This window comes from Streptomyces sp. NPDC054840 (genome assembly GCF_053611065.1).
Map to the genome: position 1 here is coordinate 1 of NZ_JBSGZP010000065.1, position 17849 is coordinate 17849.

General features: G+C 70.4%; 16 protein-coding genes and 1 riboswitch. Of the genes, 9 read left to right on the plus strand and 7 right to left on the minus strand.

Translation table 11 applies throughout. The features are described from left to right. The 3 genes from ACWGIU_RS07500 to def form a co-directional block, all read left to right on the plus strand. Nucleotides 1–1198: HD-GYP domain-containing protein (locus ACWGIU_RS07500; protein ID WP_453703336.1), on the plus strand; the 1198-nt coding region annotated here is incomplete at its 5' end. Nucleotides 1199–1328: 130 nt separating this feature from the next. After that, the gene (locus ACWGIU_RS07505; RefSeq protein WP_030011692.1) at nt 1329–2318 is read left to right on the plus strand and encodes a tetratricopeptide repeat protein; all 990 of its coding nucleotides are present in this window, start codon (nt 1329–1331) and stop codon (nt 2316–2318) included. A gap of 82 nt (nt 2319–2400) precedes the next feature. Further along, entirely contained in the window at nt 2401–3036 is a 636-nt protein-coding gene (gene def / locus ACWGIU_RS07510; RefSeq protein WP_266380170.1) for a peptide deformylase, read from the plus strand. 16 nt (nt 3037–3052) lie between these two features. Here the strand turns inward: def and ACWGIU_RS07515 are convergent, their stop codons facing one another. Then, nucleotides 3053–4018 (minus strand): helix-turn-helix domain-containing protein, encoded by a 966-nt coding sequence (locus ACWGIU_RS07515; protein WP_453703339.1) that lies wholly within the window; start codon nt 4016–4018, stop codon nt 3053–3055. Between the two features lie 81 nt (nt 4019–4099). Between ACWGIU_RS07515 and ACWGIU_RS07520 the strand changes: the two genes are divergently transcribed. After that, nucleotides 4100–4327 (plus strand): hypothetical protein, encoded by a 228-nt coding sequence (locus ACWGIU_RS07520; protein WP_453703341.1) that lies wholly within the window; start codon nt 4100–4102, stop codon nt 4325–4327. Nucleotides 4328–4413: 86 nt separating this feature from the next. Here the strand turns inward: ACWGIU_RS07520 and ACWGIU_RS07525 are convergent, their stop codons facing one another. The 3 genes from ACWGIU_RS07525 to ACWGIU_RS07535 form a co-directional block, all read right to left on the minus strand. Beyond that, nucleotides 4414–5430: a ribonucleotide-diphosphate reductase subunit beta gene (locus ACWGIU_RS07525; protein ID WP_453703343.1), complete on the minus strand. Its 1017-nt coding sequence runs from the start codon at nt 5428–5430 to the stop codon at nt 4414–4416. Next, nucleotides 5430–7820: a ribonucleoside-diphosphate reductase subunit alpha gene (locus ACWGIU_RS07530; protein WP_453703345.1), complete on the minus strand. Its 2391-nt coding sequence runs from the start codon at nt 7818–7820 to the stop codon at nt 5430–5432. The genes ACWGIU_RS07525 and ACWGIU_RS07530 overlap by 1 nt, the downstream gene beginning before the upstream one ends. Before the next feature lie 143 nt (nt 7821–7963). Further along, nucleotides 7964–8085: riboswitch (cobalamin riboswitch) on the minus strand. A 51-nt stretch (nt 8086–8136) separates the two neighbouring features. Further along, nucleotides 8137–8634, minus strand: coding sequence for a GNAT family N-acetyltransferase (locus ACWGIU_RS07535; protein WP_453703347.1), 498 nt, complete (start codon nt 8632–8634; stop codon nt 8137–8139). Between the two features lie 78 nt (nt 8635–8712). Here ACWGIU_RS07535 and ACWGIU_RS07540 point away from each other — a divergent pair, with 78 nt between their 5' ends. Continuing rightward, nucleotides 8713–9297 carry a Uma2 family endonuclease gene (locus ACWGIU_RS07540; protein WP_453703349.1) on the plus strand — a complete coding sequence of 195 codons (585 nt, stop codon included), beginning with the start codon at nt 8713–8715 and terminating at the stop codon, nt 9295–9297. Between the two features lie 50 nt (nt 9298–9347). Here ACWGIU_RS07540 and ACWGIU_RS07545 read toward each other — a convergent pair whose 3' ends face one another. The 3 genes from ACWGIU_RS07545 to ACWGIU_RS07555 all read right to left on the minus strand — a co-directional run bounded on the left by ACWGIU_RS07545 (nt 9348) and on the right by ACWGIU_RS07555 (nt 12687). Further along, the gene (locus tag ACWGIU_RS07545; RefSeq protein WP_453703351.1) at nt 9348–9545 is read right to left on the minus strand and encodes a YbdD/YjiX family protein; all 198 of its coding nucleotides are present in this window, start codon (nt 9543–9545) and stop codon (nt 9348–9350) included. Further along, nucleotides 9542–11761: a carbon starvation CstA family protein gene (locus ACWGIU_RS07550; RefSeq protein ID WP_453703353.1), complete on the minus strand. Its 2220-nt coding sequence runs from the start codon at nt 11759–11761 to the stop codon at nt 9542–9544. Before ACWGIU_RS07550 ends, ACWGIU_RS07545 begins: the two co-directional genes overlap by 4 nt. A gap of 161 nt (nt 11762–11922) precedes the next feature. Then, complete coding sequence (locus ACWGIU_RS07555; RefSeq protein ID WP_030709888.1) at nt 11923–12687, minus strand: GntR family transcriptional regulator; 765 nt, start codon at nt 12685–12687, stop codon at nt 11923–11925. A 289-nt stretch (nt 12688–12976) separates the two neighbouring features. Here ACWGIU_RS07555 and ACWGIU_RS07560 point away from each other — a divergent pair, with 289 nt between their 5' ends. The 4 genes from ACWGIU_RS07560 to ACWGIU_RS07575 all read left to right on the plus strand — a co-directional run bounded on the left by ACWGIU_RS07560 (nt 12977) and on the right by ACWGIU_RS07575 (nt 17798). Then, nucleotides 12977–14260 (plus strand): extracellular solute-binding protein, encoded by a 1284-nt coding sequence (locus ACWGIU_RS07560; protein ID WP_453703355.1) that lies wholly within the window; start codon nt 12977–12979, stop codon nt 14258–14260. Between the two features lie 126 nt (nt 14261–14386). Then, on the plus strand, nt 14387–15406 hold the full coding sequence (locus tag ACWGIU_RS07565; RefSeq protein WP_453703357.1) for a carbohydrate ABC transporter permease: 1020 nt from the start codon (nt 14387–14389) through the stop codon (nt 15404–15406). Beyond that, nucleotides 15403–16281: a carbohydrate ABC transporter permease gene (locus ACWGIU_RS07570; RefSeq protein ID WP_266934342.1), complete on the plus strand. Its 879-nt coding sequence runs from the start codon at nt 15403–15405 to the stop codon at nt 16279–16281. The genes ACWGIU_RS07565 and ACWGIU_RS07570 overlap by 4 nt, the downstream gene beginning before the upstream one ends. An 8-nt stretch (nt 16282–16289) precedes the next feature. Next, the gene (locus tag ACWGIU_RS07575) at nt 16290–17798 is read left to right on the plus strand and encodes a glycoside hydrolase family 3 protein (protein WP_453703359.1); all 1509 of its coding nucleotides are present in this window, start codon (nt 16290–16292) and stop codon (nt 17796–17798) included. The last annotated feature ends 51 nt before the right edge of the window (nt 17799–17849 follow it).

A 17849-nucleotide genomic window follows, 5' to 3' on the forward strand; every position in this document is an offset into this window, starting at 1 on the left:
CGGCCAGACCCTGTGGAACGGCGTCGCCGAGCCCGGTGCCGCCCTGGCCTTCGCCACTCTCATCACCGCCGGGGAGCTCGCCCGCCGGGACCGCCAGGAGCCCCTCGGCCGGCACCCCGCACCGCTCGGCTCCGCCGGAGCCCTCGCCTACGCGCTGCTCGGCCAGAACGCCGGGCAGCCCACCCACCACGGGGTGCTCCAGACCGTCGCCGTCGTCGTCGCGGCCGTCCTCGCCGGGATCGTCCCGCACATCGCCCGCGGCCACGGTCCCGCCCTCGACCACCTGTCCCGCCGGGTGCTCACGGTCGCCTTCGCCGCCGCCTGTTTCCAGCCGCTCCACAACTCGGGCCGGCTGGAGCAGCGGGTGGGCCAGGGCCCGTACCTCGTCGGCTTCCTGCTCCTCCTGCTCGGCCTCACCGCCCTGTGCGACGCCGTGCTCGCCGCCGTGCTCGCCGGGGCCCGGACCGGCCGGCCGTACGGGCCGGTGCTGCGCGACGAACTGCGCGCCCAGCTCGGCATCGGCTCGGCGATCTGCGCCACCGGGGTCGTGATGGCGCTCGGCACGGCCGTCGCGGGCCTGTGGGCCCTGCCCGTCCTCAGCGTGCCCCTGCTGCTGACCCAGCTGTCCTTCCACCGGATCACCGCGATCCGCACCACCTACCGGCAGACCATCACCTCCCTGGCCCGCGCCACCGAGATTGCCGGCTGCACCCGACCGGGCCACTCCCGCCGGGTGGCCGCGCTGAGCTGCGCCGTCGGCCGGGAGCTGGGCCTGTCGGAGCGGGAGCTCACGGTGCTGGAGTACGCCGCCCTGATGCACGACATCGGGCAGCTCTCCCTCGTCGACCCGGTCCCGGACGGGGCCACGGCCGGGCTGCCGGGCGCCGAGGCCCGCCGGATCGCCGAGCTGGGCGGGGAGGTGGCCCGGCAGACCGGGGTGCCCGCCGAGGTCGCCGTGGTGGTGGAGCGGCAGGCGGATCCGTACCGGGAACAGCCCAGGGCGGCCCGGATCGTGCGTACGGTGAATGCGTACGACGATCTGGTCGGCGGGAGCCGTCACCCGGGTGGCTCACTGGCCGCCCTGGAGCGGCTCCGCCTGGGCACCGGGCACGATTACCAGCCGGAGGTCGTGGAGTGCCTGGCAAGGGTTCTGGCCAGGGGTGGACGTGACAGAGTGGTGCCCGCCCCACCTGGGTAACCCATGGGTAATGAGCGGCCGTCCGAGTGGGCATGGTTGGATGCCAGTAAGAGGGACCGTAGGAGTGTCCGCAAGGCTGCACCGTTGTTTCCAGCGACCGCTGGGAGGTGCCCCCAGGCAGGCGGGAATCGTGAGGATCTTCGGGAAGGTACGGCATCGGCCCTCCGCCTCGTGGCGGCAGGCCACCGACCGCGCGTTCACGCTGATCGGCGACGGGCGGTACGAGGACGCGGGCGCGCTCCTGACGAGAGCGGCGGACCTGGAGCCCTGGCTGTCGGAGTCCTGGTTCAATCTGGCCCTGCTGCACAAGTTCCGGCACGACTGGGAGCAGGCGCGGGCCGCCGGGCTGCGCGCCGTGGCCCTGCTGGACCGGGAGACCGGCGCCCCGGACTGGTGGAACGTCGGGATCGCCGCCACCGCGCTGCAGGACTGGCCGCTGGCCCGGCGGGCCTGGCAGGCGTACGGGCTGAAGGTGCCCGGAGACGCGGCCGGGGCGGGCGAGCCGGTCGGCATGGAACTCGGCAGCGCCGCGGTACGGCTGTCGCCCGAGGGCGAGGCCGAGGTGGTCTGGGGCCGCAGGCTGGACCCGGCCCGGCTGGAGGTCCTGTCGATCCCGCTGCCCTCCTCGGGGCGCCGCTGGGGCGAGGTCGTGCTCCACGACGGGGTCCCGCACGGAGAGCGGGTGACCGCGGCCGGCCCCTCGTACCCCGTGTTCGACGAGATCGAGCTGTGGGCGCCGTCCCCGGTGCCGACCTGGGTGGTGCTGCTGGAGGCGGCCACCGAGGCGGACCGCGACGCGCTGGAGCAGCTGGCCTCGGATGCCGGATTCGCGGCCGAGGACTGGTCCTCGTCGGTGCGGCTGCTGTGCCGGACCTGCTCGGAGAGCGAGATGCCGAGCGACGAGGGCGACGGTGAACAGCACCTCGATCCGCACGACCACAGCGAGCCCGGCCACCCCGGACCGCTCGGGCACCGTACGGCAGGCTCGGGCTCCCTGTGGGTCCCCGAGCGCGAATGCGGGATCGCGGCACCGGCCGGTCTGGTGCGCGGACTGCTCGACGGCTGGGTCGCTGACAGCCCGGGCACCAGGGAGTGGCGGGATCTCGAAGAAGTCTGCTGACCCGGGGCCGTAGGCTGTACGGGCACATCGGTGGCCACCACGACCATCGGTGACCGGGACTTACGGAAGGCGTACGGCGGACATGGCGCAGCAGGAGAACGAGGTTGTCGAGAGCGTGAACGACGGGTACGTCGTGGACACCGAGGACTGTGAGGCGCGCGAGCTCGCCCACCGTCAGCGCGGCACGGCCCGTCCGATCACGGTGGTCGGCAACCCGGTCCTGCACCGGGAGTGCAAGGACGTCACCGAGTTCGGCGACGAGCTGGCGCAGCTGATCGACGACATGTTCGCCAGCCAGAAGGCCGCGGAGGGCGTGGGCCTGGCCGCGAACCAGATCGGCGTGGACGCCAAGGTCTTCGTCTACGACTGCCCGGACGACGACGGCAAGCGGCACACCGGTGTCGTGGTCAACCCGAAGCTGATCGAGCTGCCGGCCGCCGCGCGCGTGCTGGACGACTCGAACGAGGGCTGCCTGTCGGTCCCGACGGCGTACGCCTCGCTGGCCCGCCCGGACTACGCCGAGGTCGAGGGCCAGGACGCGCAGGGCAACCCGATCAAGGTGCGCGGCACCGGCTACTTCGCCCGCTGCCTGCAGCACGAGACCGACCACCTGTACGGCTACCTCTACATCGACCGCCTCTCGAAGCGGGACCGCAAGGACGCCCTGCGGCAGATGGACGAGGGCACCCCGCGCTACGAGACCGTCCCCAACGCCTGATCCGCGACGACAGCGCTCAGGCGGCCTGCGGGCCCCGGAAGGCGCGCCGGAACGAGTTCGGCGTGGTCCCCAGGGTCCGCAGGAAGTGGTGGCGCAGGGCGGCCGCGTTGCCGAAGCCGCAGCGGCCGGCGATCGCGTCCACCGTCTCACCGGTCGACTCCAGCAGCTCCTGCGCCAGCAGGACGCGCTGGCGCAGCACCCATTTGTACGGGGTGGTGCCGGTCTCCTGGAGGAAGCGGCGGGCGAAGGTCCGCGGGGACATGTGCGCCCGCTCCGCGAGCTGCTCGACGGTGATCTCCTCGGCCAGGTGGCGGGCCATCCACTCGATCACCTCACCCACCGTGTCGCAGGCCGTGCGCGGCAGGGGCCGCTGGATGAACTGGGCCTGCCCGCCGTCCCGGTGCGGCGGTACGACCATCCGGCGCGCGATGATGTTGGCCACCTCGGCCCCGTGCTCCTGGCGGACCAGGTGCAGGCACGCGTCGATGCCCGAGGCCGTGCCGGCGGCGGTGATCACCGGGCCCTCGTCGACGTAGAGCACGTCCGGGTCGACGACCGCCCGCGGGAAGCGGCGGGTCAGGGCCGCGGCGTGCATCCAGTGCGTGGTGCACCGGCGGCCGTCCAGCAGCCCGGCGGCGCCGAGGACGTAGGCCCCGCTGCAGACGCTGAGGACCCGCGCACCCCGGTCCACGGCCCGGCGCAGGGCCGCGAGCAGGGCCTCGGGGTAGATGCGTACGGCGGCGTCACCGGCGGCGGGAAGGCAGATCAGGTCCGCCTCCTCCAGGCGCTCCAGGCCGTGCGCGGGGGTGATGCCGAAGGCGCCCCCGCCCACGGTCAGCGGCCCCTCCTCCGCCGCGCACACGGCGAAGTCGTACACCGGTACGCCCATGTCACTGCGATCGATTCCGAACACCTCGCAGAAGATCCCCAGCTCGAAGGGGGCGACTCCGTCGACGAGGGCCACGGCCACGTTGGTCAGCATGACCCCAGTGTGGCAGTAATTCGGCCTTCTATGACAGTACTGCCACTGTCGATCATGGGCGATCAGGCGGACAGTGGAGCTATGACCACCTTCGTGAACTACCTCGCCGTCCTCGCCATCGCCGCCCTCGTGCTCGCGCCCGGCCTCTACGGGATCCTGCGCGACCGGCGGATCGACCAGCAGATCCGGGCCGTCGCCACCCGCCTGGTGTGGCTGCCCCGCCAGCGCGCGGGCGGCCTCCCGCCCACCCCGCGCCGGCGCGCCCTGCGGCCCTCCGCCCGGCGGTACTGGGGCCCCATCGCCCACTGAACACCGGGGAACGCGAGAAGCCGGGACACGGAAACCTCCGCATCCCGGCTCCCCGGTCGGTCACTCCCCTGGAACTCCTGGAACTCCTAGAAGTCCTCGTCCAGGTCGACCGTGCCCTCGACCGCGACCTGGTAGGCCGACGGGCGGCGCTCGAAGAAGTTCGTCAGCTCCTGCACACCCTGCAGCTCCATGAAGGAGAACGGGTTCTGCGAGCCGTACACCGGCGGGAACCCGAGACGGACCAGGCGCTGGTCCGCGACGCACTCCAGGTACTCGCGCATCGACTCGGTGTTCATGCCCGGCAGGCCGTCACCGCACAGGTCCCGGCCGAACTGCAGCTCCGCCTCCACGGCCTCCTTGAGCATGTCGGTGACCTGCTGCTGGAGAGCGTCGTCGAAGAGCTCCGGCTCCTCCTTGCGGACCGTGTCCACGACCTCGAAAGCGAAGTTCATGTGCATGGTCTCGTCACGGAACACCCAGTTGGTACCGGTGGCCAGGCCGTGCAGCAGACCGCGCGAGCGGAACCAGTACACGTACGCGAAGGCGCCGTAGAAGAACAGGCCCTCGATGCACGCGGCGAAGCAGATCAGGTTCAGCAGGAAGCGGCGGCGGTCGGCCTGCGTCTCCAGCCGGTCCAGCTTCTCGACCTCGTTGATCCACTTGAAGCAGAACTGCGCCTTCTCGCGGATGGAGGGGATCTCCTCGACCGCGTCGAAGGCGGCCGCGCGGTCGTCCGGGTCGGGCAGGTAGGTGTCGAGCAGCGTCAGGTAGAACTGGACGTGCACGGCCTCCTCGAACAGCTGGCGCGACAGGTACAGGCGCGCCTCCGGGGAGTTGATGTGCTTGTAGAGCGTCAGCACCAGGTTGTTCGAGACGATCGAGTCGCCCGTCGCGAAGAAGGCGACCAGCCGGCCGATCATGTGCTGCTCACCGGGCGTCAGCTTCGCGAGGTCCGCGACGTCCGAGTGGAGGTCGACCTCCTCGACGGTCCAGGTGTTCTTGATCGCGTCCCGGTAGCGCTCGTAGAAGTCCGGGTACCGCATCGGGCGGAGCGTGAGCTCGAAGCCCGGGTCCAGGAGGTTCTTCTGGTCGTTGGAGCTCATTACTGGCAGGCCTCGCAGGACTCGGGGTTCTCAAGGGAGCAGGCCAGCGCCTCGGCGTCGGCCACCGCCTGCGGCAGCTCGACGGGGGTGGCCGCCTGCGCGGCGCGGGCGATCCTCGTCGCCGGGCGCGAGCGCAGGTAGTAGGTGGTCTTCAGGCCCTGCTTCCAGGCGTACGCGTACATCGAGCTGAGCTTGCCGATGGTGGGCGTCTCCAGGAACAGGTTCAGCGACTGCGACTGGTCCAGGAACGGCGTACGGGCCGCCGCCATGTCGATCAGACCGCGCTGCGGGATCTCCCACGCCGTGCGGTACAGCTCGCGGACCTCGGCCGGGATCCAGCCGAAGCCCTGGACCGAGCCGGAGGAGTCGCGCAGCGCCTCGCGGGTCTGTGCGTCCCATACGCCGAGCTGCTTCAGCTCCTCCACCAGGTAGCCGTTCACCTGGAGGAACTCACCGCTGAGCGTCTCGCGCTTGAACAGGTTGGAGACCTGCGGCTCGATGCACTCGTACACGCCGGCGATCGAGGCGATCGTCGCCGTCGGCGCGATGGCCAGCAGCAGCGAGTTGCGCATGCCGGACGTCGCGACGCGGGCGCGCAGTGCGTCCCAGCGCTCCGGCCAGTTCAGCTCGACGTCGTAGTGGTCCGGGTGCAGGACACCACGGGCGGTACGGGTCTGCTCCCAGGCCGGCAGCGGGCCGCTGCGCTCGGCGAGGTCGCAGGAGGCCTCGTACGCGGCCAGCATGATGCGCTCGGAGAGCTTGGTGGACAGGGCCTTCGCCTCGGGGGAGTCGAAGGGCAGCTTCAGCTGGAAGAAGACGTCCTGGAGGCCCATCGCGCCCAGGCCCACCGGACGCCAGCGGGCGTTGGAGCGGCCGGCCTGCTCGGTCGGGTAGAAGTTGATGTCCACCACGCGGTCGAGGAAGGTCACCGCGGTGCGGACCGTCTCGTCGATCCGCTCCCAGTCGATGTCGCGACCGTCGGCCGTGTCGATGACGAACGCGCCCAGGTTGACCGAGCCGAGGTTGCAGACGGCCGTCTCGCCGTCGTCGGTGACCTCGATGATCTCGGTGCACAGGTTCGAGGAGTGCACGACGGTGCCCGGCTCGGCGGTCTGGTTCGCCGTGCGGTTGGAGGCGTCCTTGAAGGTCATCCAGCCCTGGCCGGTCTGCGCCAGGGTGCGCATCATCCGGCCGTACAGGTCGCGGGCGGGCATGGTCTTGCGGGCCAGGCCGTCCGCCTCGGCCTTGCGGTAGGCGGCGTCGAACGCGTCGCCCCACAGGTCCACCAGCTCGGGCACGTCGGCCGGGGAGAACAGCGACCACTCGGCGTCGGCGTTCACGCGGCGCATGAACTCGTCCGGCACCCAGTGGGCGAGGTTCAGGTTGTGCGTACGGCGCTGGTCCTCGCCGGTGTTGTCGCGGAGCTCCAGGAACTCCTCGATGTCCGCGTGCCAGGTCTCCAGGTAGACGGCGGCGGCGCCCTTGCGGCGGCCACCCTGGTTCACGGCGGCGACGGAGGCGTCGAGGGTCTTCAGGAACGGCACGATGCCGTTGGAGTGGCCGTTGGTGCCGCGGATCAGCGAACCGCGGGCGCGGATGCGGGAGTACGAGAGGCCGATGCCGCCGGCGTGCTTGGAGAGCCGGGCCACCTGGTGGTAGCGGTCGTAGATCGAGTCGAGCTCGTCCAGCGGCGAGTCCAGCAGGTAGCAGGAGGACATCTGCGGGTGCCGGGTACCGGAGTTGAAGAGCGTCGGGGAGGACGGCAGGTAGTCCAGACGGCTCATCAGCCGGTACAGCGAGGTCACTTCCTCCACGGCCTGGACGCTGTCGTCGGCGGCCAGACCGCAGGCCACGCGCAGCATGAAGTACTGCGGGGTCTCGATGACCTGACGGGTGATCGGGTGGCGCAGCAGGTAGCGGCTGTGCAGCGTGCGCAGTCCGAAGAAGCCGAAGCGGTCGTCGGCGCCCTCGGCGAGGGTCAGCTCGACGAGCGAGTCGAGCCGGCTCGCGTGGGCACGGACGAACTCGGCCGTGCGGTCGGCGATGAGGCCCTCGCGGTGGCCGACCTCGACGGAGGCCGAGAAGGAGGTGGAGCCCTGGCTCGCGGCCTCGTCGCGCACGGCCAGCGTCAGCAGGCGGGCGGCGAGCCGGGAGTAGGCCGGGTCCTCGGAGATCAGACCGGCGGCGGCCTCGGTGGCCAGCCCGCGCAGTTCGGCGTCGTCGGCGGCGGAGCTGCGGCCGCGCAGCGCGGAGGCGGCGACCCGGCCGGGGTCGGTGTCGGGGAGGTCCGCCGTCAGTTCGGTGAGGGTACGCAGCAGCGTGGCCCCCGGGCCCTCGGTGTTGTCGCCAGAAGTGGACTCGGCGCGCGGTGCGGAAGGCGCGATGGTCACGGCGGGAGCTCTCCCTCGCTCGGCCCGGTCATCGGCGGAGCGGGGCGCGAGCGGGCGCACGCGGGCGCGACGAGAACGCGTACCCCGCATGGCGTCCACCGGCCCAACCGCGAGGCCCGGACGAATCGGCACCCGGTTCGGTCGAGCCGGGCGCGCTGACGGCAGGTCATCGGACTTGGTGTCCGGTAGCCGGACACTTCATACCGTTGCGGGACAGTTCCGGATTCGCACCGGATTCCCCTGCGGCGACAGCAGGCATGAGCATACATGTGGGGGCGGCCCTCTGCGGTAACCCCCACATGTAGTGTCGACGTGGCTACAGCTTGAGCCGGTAAGTGAGGAGTGTCAGGCCTTCGATCGGCGCCCAGTCCCGCTCCGGAGTGCGTACGAAGCCCAGTCGCGCGTAGATCCGGTGGGCCCCGGCCATGCTGCGCTGGGTGGAGAGAACCAGGCCGGTCACACCCTCCAGGGCCGTCGCCCGCTCGATGCAGGCCCGCACCAGAGCCTCGCCGGCGCCCTGGCCCCGCGCCGCGTGGGCCACCGCGAGCATGCGGAACTCCGCCTCGTCCGGGGCGGCGATGTCGGCGAGCGGACTGCCCGGAGGGGCGAAGGTCACACCGCCCAGCAACCGACCGTCCCGCACGGCGACGAGCACCTCGCCCCCGGCGGCCCGGCCGGCCACGTCGCGCAGCACGTTCGCGTAGTGGTCGTCCTCGTTGGAGTCCAGATGCCCGTCGGCGAGGTAGGCCTGCGCCGTGATCGCACCCAGCTCCGCGTACTCGGCGGGCCGCACCGCCCTGATCACCGTGTCCATGCGGTCGAGTGTGCAGGACGGGTGTTGGGGGGCGGCGCCATCGTCGGAGACGGCACCGTCGAGGAAGGTGAGCGAGGCATGACCGTGATGACCGACCGCCCCCACATGCTGACCGAGGAGTTCGAGACCCTCGCGCGTATAGGCGCCAGAGAGGTGGAGGGGCTGCGGTTGGAATTCATCGACGGGAAGCTGGGGGTCAAGGCGGTGCCTGATGGGGATCAGGACCGGATCGTTGTGTGGCTGTCCCGCATCTGTATGCAGCTCCGGCCCGAGGTCTGGCTCCACGTGGAACGCGGCCTGAAGGTCGAGCAGTACCGTTCGGGCCGGGCGCGCCCGGATGCCTCCCTCGCCCCGGATGGCGCATTCGAAGGGCAGGGGGAATGGGCCGACCCGGCTCCTGTCCTGATGGTCGTCGAGGTTACGTCGTACGACTCCGGCACCGACGAACGCGACCGTAAGGCGAAGCCGCCCGCGTACGCGGCGACAGGCATCCCCGTCTACCTCCTCATCGACCGGGACAACTGCCTGGTGCATGTCCACAGCGATCCCGACGGGAGGCTGTACGAGACGGTGCGCACCATCCCCTTCGGCAAGGACGTCGAGCTGCCTGAGCCCGTCGGGTTCTCCTTCCCGACCGAGCCCCTCAAGGACTGGGTGCGCTGAGGAATGCCGAAGGGCCCCGCTGCCTCAGGTGGCGGGGCCCTTCGTGCGCGTCAGCAGCAGCGGAAGCCCTCGCGGGGGTCCGCCTCGCGGGCGTCCGTACGGGCGCGTTCGAAGGCGCGGCGGGTCAGGACCTCCGCGTCCGGGTCGTGGGTGCGGGCGTGGGCCACGTACCGGTCGTACGCGGCCTCCCCGGAGAACTCCCGTACGTAGAACCTGGCCCTGGCCAGCACGCTCCGTACGGTGCTCACGCCACCGGCTCCTTGACGTGTCCGCCGCCCGCGTCCGGACCCGCCGCGGCGAGCTCCGCCCGCTCCCCGGCGGTCGCGATCAGCCCGGCCGGGGCGACGATCTTCGACTCGGTCCACGGGGTCTCGGAGAGGGTCGCCGACCCCGGGTCGCGGACGGCCTTGAGGCAGGTCCTGGCCGCGTCCGCGAGGACCACGATGATCAGGAGGGCGAAGAGGGCGCACAGGACGCCGTCGACCGTGGCGTTGGTGACCACGGTGTGCATGTCGTCCATGTTCTTGGCGGGCGCCAGGACCTTGTCGGCGTCGATTCCGGCCTGGTACTTGTCGCGCTGGGCGAAGAAGCCGACCTTCACGTCGTCGGAGAAGATCTTCTGGTAGCTCGCGGTGAGGGTCACCGTGGCGTCCCAGACCAGCGGAACGCCCGTCACCCAGGCCCACTTGAGCCGGCCGGACTTGATCAGCAGCGTGGTGCAGACGGCCAGCGCGACCGCGGCGAGCAGCTGGTTGGCGATGCCGAAGAGCGGGAAGAGCTGGTTGATGCCGCCGAGCGGGTCCTTGATGCCGACCCACAGGAAGTAGCCCCAGCCGGCCACGACGATCGCGCTCGCGAACCACACGCCGGGCTTCCAGCTGACGTCCTTGAAGGACTTGTGCACGTTGCCGAGGGTGTCCTGGAGCATGAACCGGCCCACGCGGGTGCCCGCGTCGAGCGTCGTCAGGATGAAGAGCGCCTCGAACATGATGGCGAAGTGATACCAGAACGCCTTCATGCCGGCGCCGCCGACCACGGCGGAGAAGATCTCCGACATTCCGAGTGCGAAGGTCGGCGCGCCGCCCGTGCGCGAGAGCAGACTGGCTTCCTCGACGTCCTTGGCGGCCTGGGCGAGCGCCTCGGGGGAGATCGCGAAACCGAAGTTGGTCACCGCCTGGGAGGCGGACTCGACCGTGGTGCCGATGACCCCGCCGGGGGAGTTGACGGCGAAGAAGAGGCCGGGCTCGATGATGCAGGCCGCGATGATCGCCATGACGGCGACGAAGGACTCGGTCAGCATGGCGCCGTAGCCGATCATGCGGACCTGGGTCTCCTTCTGGATCATCTTCGGGGTGGTTCCCGAGGAGACCAGGGCATGGAAGCCGGAGAGCGCGCCGCACGCGATGGTGATGAAGACGAAGGGGAACATCGACCCGGCGAAGACCGGTCCGTCGCCGCGGGCCGCGAAGTCGGTGACCGAGGGCATCTTCAGGGTGGGCATCGCGACGACCACGCCGATGGCGAGGAGGGCGATGGTGCCGACCTTCATGAAGGTGGAGAGGTAGTCGCGGGGTGCGAGCAGCATCCACACCGGAAGCACCGATGCCAGGAAGCCGTACACCACCATCCAGATGACCAGGGTCTCCTTCTCCAGGGTGAAGGTGTCCGCGAAGGAGGACTCGGCGACCCAGCCGCCCGCGACGATGGCGAGCAGCAGCAGTGCGACGCCGATGACGGAGACCTCGGTGACCCGGCCCGGCCGCAGGACGCGCAGGTAGAAACCCATGAAGACGGCGATCGGGATGGTCATGCCGATGGAGAAGACGCCCCAGGGCGAGTGCGCCAGGGCATTGACGATGACCAGGGCCAGGACCGCCAACAGGATGATCATGATGGCGAACACGGCGATCAGGGCGGCGGCCCCGCCGACGGGGCCGATCTCGTCCCGGGCCATCTGACCGAGCGAACGCCCGTCGCGGCGGGTGGAGAAGAACAGCGTGACCATGTCCTGGACGGCCCCGGCGAAGATGACGCCGGCGACGATCCAGATGGTGCCCGGCAGATAGCCCATCTGCGCGGCGAGCACGGGTCCGACGAGCGGGCCGGCCCCGGCGACGGCCGCGAAGTGGTGACCGAAGAGCACCCGGCGGTCGGTGGGGTGGAAGTCGACACCGTTGTCGAGGCGTTCGGCGGGGGTGGCCCGGGTGGCGTCCACCTTCAGCACGCGGTCCGCGATGAAGCGCGCGTAGAAGCGGTAGGCGATCGCGTACGAGCCCAGCGCGGCGGCGAGGAGCCAGGCGGCGGAGATCTCCTCGCCGCGTGACAGCGCCATCACGCCCCAGCCGATGGCACCGACGAGTCCGACGAGCACCCACGCGGCGATGGACCTGGGAGAAGGCGAGCCCGACGTACCGCCCGGACTCGCCGCGTCCCGTTCTGTCCCTGTTGCTTCCGGTTCAGGCATGACCTCGTCCCCTCGTCGATCACTGCGTAAGCGCAGGGAATCTACGGGGGATTGCCCGCCGAACGTAAGACCCCGTCCGTATTCCGGCATGTGAAGAAATGAGGGACACGGGGTCGGACGGGCCAGGTCGGGCGGGGGCGGAGGGGGTCGAACGGGCGGGGTCAGACGGCGGGACGCTTGAGCCTGGCGACGAACTTGTACCGGTCGCCGCGGTACACCGACCGCACCCACTCCACCGGTTCGCCGTCGGCGTCCAGGGAATGCCGGGAGAGCATCAGCATCGGCAGCCCGACGTCGGTGCCGAGCAGGCCGGCCTCGCGCGGGGTGGCCAGCGAGGTCTCGATGGTCTCCTCGGCCTCGGCCAGGTGCACGTCGTACACCTCGGCGAGAGCGGTGTAGAGGGAGGTGTACTTCGCGAGCGAACGCCGCAGCGCGGGGAAGCGCTTGGCCGACAGGTGCGTGGTCTCGATGGCCATCGGCTCACCGCTGGCCAGGCGCAGCCGCTCGATGCGCAGCACCCGTCCACCGGTGGTGATCTTGAGCAGCCCGGCGAGGGTGTCGTCGGCCGTCACGTAGCCGATGTCGAGGAGCTGGGACGTCGGTTCCAGACCCTGGGCCCGCATGTCCTCCGTGTACGAGGTCAGTTGCAGTGCCTGGGAGACCTTGGGCTTGGCGACGAAGGTGCCTTTGCCCTGGATCCGCTCCAGTCGCCCCTCCACGACCAGTTCCTGGAGGGCCTGCCGGACGGTGGTCCGCGAGGTGTCGAATTCGGCCGCGAGCGTGCGCTCCGGCGGCACCGGGGTGCCGGGCGGCAGTGTCTCGGTCATGTCGAGCAAGTGCCGCTTGAGTCGGTAGTACTTGGGAACACGTGCCGTGCGGGTGGCTGCCCCGCCGTCCGGCTCCGTGGTCGCCCCTTCGGTGGCCATCGCCGCCCGCCTTCCCGACTCCAGTTTCGCTGCCGTCACCGGCTCCTCCGATATGTGCGGTCACATCGTGACACGAGTGGGGGGACAGGCCTTCTCTCTCCCCAGGTGTCGGTCCGATAACGGACCGGGCACCCGCTCATTAGACCCTTGACACCCCTAAAGGTCTAGGCCAAGCTCCAGCTACTGGTCTAAACCAATATGGATCAGATCCCGGCCCCACGGCAGTACTTCGCGTATGTCACCGCGGCGGGCGAGGGAAGTGCAGGCAGGCATCCCTGAGGAGGGTGGCGTGAAGCGCAAGCTCATCGCGGCGGTCAGTGTCGCGGGCATGATGGTCGGAGTCGCGGCGTGCGGCAACGGCGGCGACGACAAGGCGAAGACCGACGCGGGTGGCGCCAAGGAGATCACCGTCTGGGTGATGGACGGCTCCGCTCCCAAGGCCTGGATCGACGAGGTCAACAAGGAGTTCTCGGCCAAGCACCCCGGTGTCACGGTCAAGGTCGAAGAGCAGAAGTGGACCGGCATCCAGGAGAAGGTCACCACGGCCCTCTCCGAGAACACCCCGCCGGACGTCCTGGAGCTCGGCAACACGCAGACCGCCGGCTACGCGGTCACCGGCGGGCTCGCCGACCTGACCAAGGACAAGGCCGCGCTCGGCGCCGACGCCTGGCAGAAGAGCATGCTCGCCTCGGCCGAGATCGACGGCAAGCTCTACTCCGCTCCGTGGTACGCCGCCAACCGCGTCGTCGTCTACGACAAGAAGGCCTACGAGAAGGCCGGCGTCACCCCGCCGAAGACCCGCGACGAGTGGATCGCCGGTCTGGAGAAGCTGAAGGCGGCCGACCCGGCCTCGCAGCCGATCTACCTGCCCGGCCAGAGCTGGTACGTCCTCGCCGGCTTCATCTGGGACGAGGGCGGCGACCTCGCCGTCAAGGACGGCGCCAAGTGGAAGGGCGGGCTGGGTACCCCGCAGGCCGCTTCCGCCGCGGAGTTCTACAAGAAGCTCCAGTCCTTCTCCACCGCCCCCAAGGACAAGGACGAGGCCAGCCCGCAGCAGTCCACCGACATCGTTCCCAAGGGCGGCGTCGCCTCCTGGATCGGTCTCGGCTGGGAGGCCGGCGGGGCCGAGAAGGCCCTGAAGGAGGCGGGCAAGGAGGCCGACTTCGGCTACTTCCCGATCCCGGGCAAGACCGCGGACAAGACCGGCACCGTCTTCCTCGGCGGCTCGAACCTCGCGGTCGCCGAGCGCTCCAAGAACAAGGAGCTCGCCAAGGAGTGGCTGGCCCTCGCCGCAGGCAAGGACCAGATGACCAAGTACGCCGCGGAGACCAAGGGCGCCCTGCTGCCGAACCAGGCCGGTGCGAACTTCACCCCGGCCGCCGGCTCCTTCGCCGAGGCCATGGGCAAGGCCGGAGTCAACGGCAAGATCACCCCGGTCACCGCGGGCTGGGCGAACGTCGAGACCGAGCCGAACCCCATCAAGGAGTTCATGACCAAGGTCCTGAACGGTGAGGACGCCGCCAAGGCGGGCGCGGACGCGGACAAGGAAATCGCGAGCCGCATCAACAAGTAGCCCCACCCCGCAGTTCCCGCACCACCCAGCAGTGTGATCGCACCGGGGGCACGGCAGGCGCCCTGCCGCATGCCGTGCCCCCGGTCGCGCATTTGACTCCACAGTCAACCGCGAGGAAGCCACGCCATGACCGTGCACTCCCAGGGAGCGATGACCGCCGCTCCACAGGACGCACCACACAAGCCCGCCGGACGGCCCGAGAGGACCGCGTCCCCGACCGGTCCCGGTCCCACGTCTCCTCGCGGGGGCAGAAAGTCGCTCCCCTCGGGGTGGCTGCCCTACCTGTTGGTCGCGCCGGCGGTGCTCGCCCTCGCGACACTGCTGCTGTACCCGCTGATCAAGAACGTGATCCTGTCCTTCCAGGACATCAACAAGATCGAGTTCATCCAGCGGAAGTACCCCTTCGCGGGGCTCTCCAACTACACCGAGCTGATCGGTGACGCGGGCTTCTGGACCGTGGTCGTCCGAAGCTTCGCCTTCACCGCGGCCAACGTCGTACTGATCATGGTGCTCGGCAGCCTCATCGGCATCCTGCTGAACCGGCTCGGCAAGAAGATGCGGCTGGTCCTGTCGATGGCGCTGGTGATGGCCTGGGCCATGCCGATCGTCGCCTCCGTGCAGGTCTTCAAATGGCTGTTCGACGAGCAGTTCGGCGTCATGAACTGGGTGATGCGCAGCGCCGGCTTCGCCGGATACGAACAGCACAACTGGATGCAGACGGGCCTCTCGACCCTGACGATCGTCACCGTCCTGGTGGTCTGGGGCTCCATCCCGTTCGTCGCCCTCAACATGTACGCCGGACTGACCACGGTCGGCGCCGAGCTGTACGAGGCCGCCCGGATGGACGGCGCCAACGGCTGGCAGACCTTCTGGAAGATCGTCTTCCCGAGCCTCAAGCCGTTCTTCCTCATCACCACGTTCCTCGAAGTGATCTGGGTGTTCAAGGCCTTCACCCAGGTCTACGCGATGAACAAGGGCGGCCCCGACCGCGCCTCCGAGATCCTCCCGGTCTTCGCCTACGTCGAGGGCCAGAGCCAGGCACACTACGGCCTCGCCGCCGCGATCTCCGTCCTGACGATCCTGATCCTCGTGGTCGTCATGTCCTTCTACTTCCGCCTGATCCTGAAGCAGGAGGAGGAGCAGTGAGCAGCACCACCACCACCGCGCCGAAGCCCGCGCAGCAGCTCCGCAAGCGCCGGCCGGTCCGCCCTGCCGCCGTGGCCAAGAACCTCGGCGCGCTCCTCCTCGCCCTGGTCTTCGTCTTCCCCGTGTACTGGATGTTCTCCTCGGCCCTCAAACCGTCGAGCCAGATGCTCACGAAGGACCCGGTCTTCGTCTTCACCCCGACGCTCGACAACTTCACGAAGGCCACCGGGGTCTCCAACTTCTGGACCTACGTCACCAACAGCGTCCTGGTCACCGTCGGCGCCGTCGCGCTGGCCCTGCTCGTCGCCCTCGCCGCGAGCTTCGCCATCGCCCGGATGAGGTTCAAGGGCCGCAAGGGCCTCGTCCTCACCGTGATGATGGCCCAGATGGCCCCCTGGGAGGTCATGGTCATCGCGATGTACATGATCGCCCGCGACGGCGAGATGCTGAACAGCCTCCCGCTGCTCACCGCGATCTACTTCGTGATGATCCTCCCCTTCACCATCTGGACCCTGCGCGGCTTCATCGCCGCCGTCCCGGTGACCCTGGAGGAGGCGGCTCAGATCGACGGCTGCACCCGCGGCCAGGCCTTCCGCAAGGTGATCTTCCCGCTGCTGGCCCCCGGCCTGATGTCCACCTCGCTCTTCGGCTTCATCACGGCCTGGAACGAGTTCGCCATGGTCCTGATCCTGAACAAGGACAAGAGCGCGCAGACCCTGCCGCTGTGGCTGACCGAGTTCATGTCGGCCTTCGGCAACGACTGGGGCGCCACCATGGCCGCGTCCTCGCTGTTCGCGGTCCCGGTCCTGCTCATCTTCATCTTCCTCCAGCGCAAGGCCGTCGGCGGGATGACCGCCGGCGCCGTGAAGGGATAACGGCCGCCATGACTGTCCTTGCGCACCGCACCGATACGCTCACCCGCGACGCCCTCGCCGTCCTCCAGCCCGGCTTCGAGGGCACCACCGCTCCCGACTGGCTGCTCCGACAGGTCGGCGAAGGCCTCACCGCCGTCGGCCTGTTCGGCCGCAACATCGCCTCCCCCGAGCAGCTCGCCGCGCTGACCGCGCAGCTGCGTACCGAGCGCGACGACGTCCTGGTCGCCATCGACGAGGAGGGCGGCGACGTCACCCGCCTGGAGGTCCGGGGCGGCTCCTCCTTCCCCGGCAACCTGGCCCTCGGCGCCGTCGACGACACCGACCTGACCCGGAGCGTCGCCCGCGAGCTGGGCCGCCGGCTCGCCGAGTGCGGGGTCAACCTCAACTGGGCCCCGTCCGCCGACGTCAACTCCAACCCGGACAACCCGGTGATCGGCGTACGGTCCTTCGGCGCCGACACCCACCTCGCCGCCCGGCACACGGCCGCCTACGTCCAGGGTCTCCAGGCCGCCGGCGTGGCCGCCTGCACCAAGCACTTCCCGGGCCACGGCGACACCAACGTGGACTCGCACCACGCCCTGCCGCGCATCGACGTGGACCTGGGCACCCTCCAGGCCCGCGAACTCGTTCCCTTCAAGGCGGCGATCGAGGCCGGTACCAAGGCCGTGATGAGCGCGCACATCCTGGTGCCCGCCCTCGACCCGACCCGCCCGGCCACGCTCAGCCCGCAGATCCTGACCGGTCTGCTGCGGGGGGAGCTCGGCTACGAGGGCCTCATCGTCACCGACGGCATGGAGATGCACGCCATCGCCGGCACGTACGGGATCGAGCGCGGCTCGGTCCTGGCGATCGCGGCCGGCGCCGACGCCATCTGTGTCGGCGGCGGACTCGCCGACGAAGCCACCGTCCTGCGGCTGCGTGACGCGCTGGTCGCGGCCGTCCGCGAGGGGGCACTGCCCGAGGAGCGCCTCGCCGACGCCGCCGCCCGCGTCCGTGCGCTCGCCGCATGGAGCCTCCCCCAGACTCCGTCCGGGGGGACCCCCATGGCCCGGCCGGACGCGCCGCCGGAGGGGGGCCGCGCGTCCGGCATCGGGCTGACGGCCGCCCGCCGGGCCGTGCTCGTCACCGGTTCCGCGAAGCCGCTCACCGGGCCCTACGTCGCCACGCTCGCGCCCGTCGCGAACATCGCCGTAGGGGACGAGACCCCGTGGGGCGTGGCGGCGGAACTCGCCGAACTGCTCCCGGGCACCGAGGCGGGCGTCTTCCCCCAGGGCTCCTGTGCCGGGGACGTCCTGGCGGCAGCGGGGGACCGTACCGTCGTCGCGGTGGTCCGTGACGCGCACCGGCACCCGTGGATGACCGAGGCCCTCGACGCGCTGGTCGAGGCCAGGCCGGACACGGTCGTGGTCGAGATGGGTCTGCCGCGCGCCCGGCCGCGCGGGGCCCTGCACATCGCCACGCACGGCGCCTCGCGCGTCTGCGGCCGCGCCGCCGCCGAGGTGATCGCGGGAGTCTGATCCCGCCATGAGCCCCTGACCAGGGCGACAGCCCCCGCTGCGGACCTCGTC